This window comes from Sodalis-like endosymbiont of Proechinophthirus fluctus, from assembly GCF_001602625.1.
Taxonomy (GTDB): Bacteria; Pseudomonadota; Gammaproteobacteria; order Enterobacterales; family Enterobacteriaceae.
The window spans coordinates 3,560-9,445 of sequence record NZ_LECR01000003.1; the positions used below are offsets into that span (position 1 = coordinate 3,560).

Consider the following 5,886-nt stretch of genomic DNA (forward strand, 5'->3'; position numbering starts at 1 on the left):
CCTCGCGCCGCCAGTCGCAGTAGCTGGCCAAAAACCCAGACACAGTTATTTTTTGCGGCCATTGCCATTGGCCGACACCAGATCTAGAGGTTGTGGTTTCAATATTGGGAGTTGGTCCAGAGCTGACGCGGCGTCTGTAGACAGATATCCGAATCCAGCCTCGACTGTTGGCTAACGTGCCAGATGCTGAACCGACCGCCGGCCGGTATTAGCATTGAGATGGCCGAAGTAGCGCCGCTGATCCAGTCGCAGTACTTGATAATTCCCCACCTCCAGCGGCAACGGTTAGGTACCTGATAATACAACCGTTGCGAAGCTGCCGATGGCGCTGGCATATCGATTTTTTGCCACGGCGTCCCGCGCGGCGCCGCACCGAATGCAGCCATCGCCAGCCAAACTGTGAATAGCCTACGCATCATGGTCACCATACCGGCGACGACGCAACAACATCCGCGCACTGCGCGCGCTGGCGCAACAAGTGATCCATTAACACGATCGCCATCATGGCCTCGGCAATAGGAACTGCGCGGATGCCGACGCAAGGATCGTGACGGCCGCGGGTCACAATCTTCACTGCCTCGCCGTTGCGGTTCACCGTCCGTCCGGGCACCATGATACTGGAGGTGGGCTTAAGGGCGAGATGAGTGACAACCGGCTGGCCGCTGCTGATGCCTCCGAGAATGCCGCCGGCGTGATTACTTTGGAAGCCTTCTGGAGTGATCTCGTCGCGGTTTTCACTGCCGCGCTTGCCGATCACCGAGAAACCATCTCCTATCTCTACTCCTTTCATAGCGTTGATGCTCATTAGCGCATGGGCCAGATCAGCATCAAGGCGGTCGAACACTGGCTCTCCTAGGCCGGCGGGCAAATTCTCCGCTACGACCGTGATCTTGGCACCTATGGAATCCCCAGCCTTTTTCAAATCTCGCATCAGCGCATCGAGCGCCTCCAGACAGTCGACATCAGGGCAGAAGAACGGATTTTGTTCCACCTGTGCCCAATCTTTGAGTTCGCAGCGAATATGGCCCATTTGCGCTAGAAAACCGCGCACCTGTACCCCATAGTGTTGCGCCAAATATTTCTTGGCGATGGCCCCGGCAGCGATGCGCATTGCCGTTTCCCGCGCAGATGAACGACCGCCGCCGCGATAATCGCGCCGGCCATACTTCTGTTCGTAGCTGTAGTCGGCGTGTCCCGGACGGTAGAGATCCTTGATAGCACTGTAATCCTGCGGGCGCTGATCGGTATTTTCAATAAGCAGCCCGATGCTGGTGCCGGTAGTGACGCCCTCAAAGACGCCGGAAAGGATCTTCACGCGATCCGGCTCGCGCCGCTGTGTAGTATAGCGCGATGTGCCTGGCCGCCTGCGGTCAAGATCACGCTGCAGGTCGTCCTCGCTAAGCGGGATACCCGGCGGTACACCGTCGACGATCCCGCCTAGAGCTGGGCCGTGGGATTCTCCGAAGGTAGTAACGCGGAAAAATTGTCCAATACTGTTCCCTGCCATCGGGACTCCTTACCAATTCCTGATAAGTAAAAGTGACACTCCACAGCTGCACTCGGGCTTCGCGGCCGGGCCAGGGGTTTTAATCACGGTACAGCTTGAATAGTTCGCCGCAGGCGATTAACTGCTGCCGCGTCAACATTAATACACCGTCGTCGCCGTGGGAAAATTCCAGCCAGCGGAATGGCACCTGTGGGTATTGTGTCATCAATTGCACCATGCTGTTACCCACTTCGCAAATCAGTACACCATCCTCGGCAAGGTAATCGGGCGCACAGACTAGAATACGCCGCACTAGCTTGAGACCATCGCTTCCAGCGACCAGGCCCAGCACCGGTTCGGCGTGGAACTCTGCCGGCAAATCATTCATATCCTCTTCATCCACATAGGGCGGGTTGGTGACGATCACGTCATAGGCTAGCGGTGGTAAGTCACGGAATAAATCGGAGAGAATCGGAGTGACCCGATGCTCAACGCCGTGCGCCTGGATATTTTGCTCCGCCACGGCCAATACACTAGGAGCAATATCTACCGCGTCTACCTCTGCCTCGGGATAGGCGTAGGAGCAAGCGATGGCGATGCAGCCGCTACCGGTACACATATCGAGTATATGCGCAGGAGGATGCGGCAATAAATAGCGAAAACGATCGGTAACTAGTTCGCCAATAGGCGAACGCGGGATCAACACGCGATCGTCAACATAAAACTCCAGGCCGCAGAACCAGGCCTTATTGGTCAAGTACGGCACGGGTATACGCTCATTGACCCGGCGGATCACGCGCTCAACCACACAGGCACGCTCGCTGGAGGTAAGGCGTGCGCCGTGCATCTCCGGCGGAAAATCCAGCGGCAGGGACAAACTGGGCAACACCAGCTGCAGCGCTTCATCCCAGGGATTGTCGGTACCGTGGCCGTAATAAAGTTGTGTGGCGTTAAACCGGCTGACTGTCCAGCGAAGCATATCCTGTATGGTATGCATTTCCGCTACCGCTTCATCCACAAAAATTTTGTCCAATCTTCCCTCCATGATCTTCACTTTCTTCAACAGGCGCTAGTGTGCCATGAAGTGATGGACAAAGCAGTAGCCAGGTAAGCTTTGGAAGGAAATGGCACCACTTTTTTCGCCATCAAAAAGAGAGTAAATTGATATAAAAGGCTAGGCGCAGAAAGAAATAATGAAAAAATGGTTTACACTGGCGGAGGATGATCTTCTGCTGTTTAGGCAGACGGTAGTGTGCGTTTAAACTCCTGTCCCATGACTGGGTAAAGCCGCCTCTTCGCCGCAACGCACGAAAACTGCAATGCCCCATGACAATTGATCCAGGAGCAGGTAGATGCCATTTTCTACTTTTCCGATGAATTCCAGCCGCTGTTTCAAAGCAGAGGGACAAGGACCGCCGCGCTATGTCTGGCCGAATGTGATCCTATATGAGGCAAAAAAGCTGCGGCGCGGGTGACTATACACCTGAGCTATTTTTGTGGACGTGTACGGGCTTACGCGGGCGGAAGAAAAACAGGAGTAGGCGTGCTCATAGTCGCTTGCCGACATGAACATGTGTGTTGCGCCTAAGTCATGCACGGACACGGCAAACATATCTTGAAGTAGTAGACGCTGCTTTAGCCAGCACAACATCTTGACGTCAAGGGATTTCATTAGGCGCCGAAGGAAGTTAGCGGAGGTGCGTTGCTATTGATTATGGTAGAGTTGACGTATTAAAAGATAACAAGTAGGAAGGCTGTAGCTCTAGCGTCACAGGACCTAGGCGCGGGTGTTTTCGCCCTTAGTCGAGCAGAGCTCAGTTAACGCATTGCCGGTCATTTTCCCAAATTACTAGTCTTTTCCAAATAGATACATCCCTTTAGTGAGTAGTAATTCGCCATAGCGCTTCATGATCCGATCTTTTATCAACTTATCTTGCTTCGACATCCTAGTTTAAATAGTAAAACACTTCTCTATGGAGCAGAACCAACTTAGGTTGGACAACCAATGTCGAGGAATAAAGTTGTTGCCATTCATGGCAAGTTCACAGGCATTTACCGAATTATCAATCTAATTCAGCGGTAATATCCCAAAAAATCTGTGCTGTAATTTTAGTATATATTATTTTTCCTTATAAACAACAGAATTTCTCTATTGAAATCGAGATTGCGATGAAACGTAATATTAATACTGAGACTAAGATATTTATTTATAATTACGGGACACTAGCATGATTTAAAAAGAGCTATGATGATTGTTATGATTTATATCGTGCTTTTTTATAATGCGTGATAATTATTCATAATAACAACGATAAAACGTTATTTTGAGCAGTGAAATAGCCTATTGCACGTGGTAGGGTGAATCAGGATTCAGACTTGCCACTGCGAATAAACTAATCACAATACCTATCTCTGCTAGAATAAAGAAGATGTCTAGTAATCTAAGTTAATTATTATTAACAGAAACTAACTTTTATTTCACTCTTACCCTGGCCATTACAATATCATAGATAAAAAGTACTACGTAATATAGAAGCATTCCAATACTTAAGATATATAGTAGGAAACCTAAACTAACCATCTTCATCTCTATAAAAACATCCTTGACAATTATTGAGATAAGAATAGCAATCACGAACTGTGAGAGGTTTGTCATCATATCGGGTAGATTATACAATGTTAATAACTGCAGATTAATTTACTTCAAGGGGGCCGGTGTGTCTAGGCAATGCCTCGTTTCCAACATAACTGACGATGATGATCGCTAATGATAACGCGAAAGGATAAACGCTTTTATAGAAATCGAAAAAATAAATAAAATCACAATCAATGGTAATGCAACTAATTTATCTCTAATTGGTGCCTCTAAAGATATCATCGTTATTGGTAGAAAAATTAAAAAAGATAATATCAGAATAGGCGCTGCAACTATTGAAACATCATTATCGCCGTGACAAGTATAAACATAATATTTTCTATATTATATTTTACCCTAAGACCATATCCAGATCGTTGTATCCCAATGGGATAAATAATACCGCAGACAGCGCTAGCGATTTAGAATGGCGCGTGAATACCTAAGATAGTCGAGGTAAATAATAAAAAACTAGGCGGCAATAATAAGCGCAGAGAGCCGAATGTATAAGCTTTATAGCCAGATATCCCCAACAGCATTACAAGTGCAGTGAAATAACTATAATATAGGGAAATAATATTATTTCCATAGGAAAAATCTACAGGAAGTAGGCTGTATCTTTCAATGAAAACACTAGTTATCACCTGCATATCCGCAGAGTCGCTATGAAAATAGATAGGATAGATGAAATAGTGATAGATAAATAAGATAGGATAAATCCGATATTAAACTCAACCAGAAAAAACGGCGATGATCCTGGCATGATTACCGTTCAGTAATTTCATTTTCAGTATTGAGGAATTATTAGGATTACCAATTTCTCACCGTCTTTTATTTAACATTTTTATTTAAAGTATTATACGTTACCTGTATATCATCCGCCGCCGGCGCTGCGTCAGTGGCTTTTGAGATAACTTCATAATTAATTTATTTTTCTATTAAAAAACGGTCTGTTTTTTTATTTCAGCGTATATTTTACAATATATTAATCTACAATACGGAGAAAAAATAATTAAATTCCACCGAAGAATAAAATAGAAAGAGATATCGGTATCTAACCTTCTACCATATTTCAGATTATTTTTATATAGGATATATATAATTACAAATACTGATAGAAAGCAGATGATAAATTCTGCGTAAAATATAATACGCAGGAGATAGATAGAAGAAGATGTTATCCCTCTCACCGCCAAAGAGATCATCTTGATCAGAGAATAATGTGTATCGCCAGTCACTCGCACTATGCATGAATAAAATACCTGTTCACTTTATGCTACGTAGATAAATATTTTTCTCTATTAAATTCAGTAATACTTTTAATGCACCCCGGCTGATGAGTATGAAATCATCATGATCTTGAATTTGTTTAATCTCTATCACAGCCATGATCAGATAAAATGATATCATAGGTTAGATTAAATTAACTATCACTGTCTAGCTGTAAACGTACGCTGTAGACAAATTCATTTATATATCAGTCAATTATTTATTCTATATAATTCGTATTGTCTTACAAATCTGCGTCTATACTGACGATGGTATCCACGTTTGCGTGGTTTAGTACCGCCAGTAATGCGTCATTATGACAATAATTTTCTGATATCTTTAAGCCATATGCTGCTTTATTATCAGCCACAGATCTGCAAATTAATTTCCATATGTTACTTACACTATCATCGTCAAAAATAACAAGTATCTACCCTGTCTAATTTTATTTAGACATTTTAAACTCGTAACTAATTATATTATTGAATGCAAAAAA

2 protein-coding genes and 1 pseudogene are annotated in these 5,886 nt (G+C 44.9%); 1 reads left to right on the forward strand and 2 read right to left on the reverse strand.

The window, feature by feature from the left end:
• Positions 1-421: 421 nt before the first annotated feature.
• Complete coding sequence (aroC, locus tag BG74_RS00325; protein WP_066595625.1) at positions 422-1,507, reverse strand: chorismate synthase; 1,086 nt, start codon at positions 1,505-1,507, stop codon at positions 422-424.
• 79 nt (positions 1,508-1,586) lie between these two features.
• Positions 1,587-2,519: a 50S ribosomal protein L3 N(5)-glutamine methyltransferase gene (prmB, locus tag BG74_RS00330; RefSeq protein ID WP_066595629.1), complete on the reverse strand. Its 933-nt coding sequence runs from the start codon at positions 2,517-2,519 to the stop codon at positions 1,587-1,589.
• Positions 2,520-2,679: 160 nt separating this feature from the next.
• On the opposite strand from prmB, the pseudogene smrB reads away from it, so the two are divergent.
• Positions 2,680-3,161 (forward strand): annotated as a pseudogene (smrB, locus tag BG74_RS20085) (endonuclease SmrB).
• Positions 3,162-5,886: the final 2,725 nt, after the last annotated feature.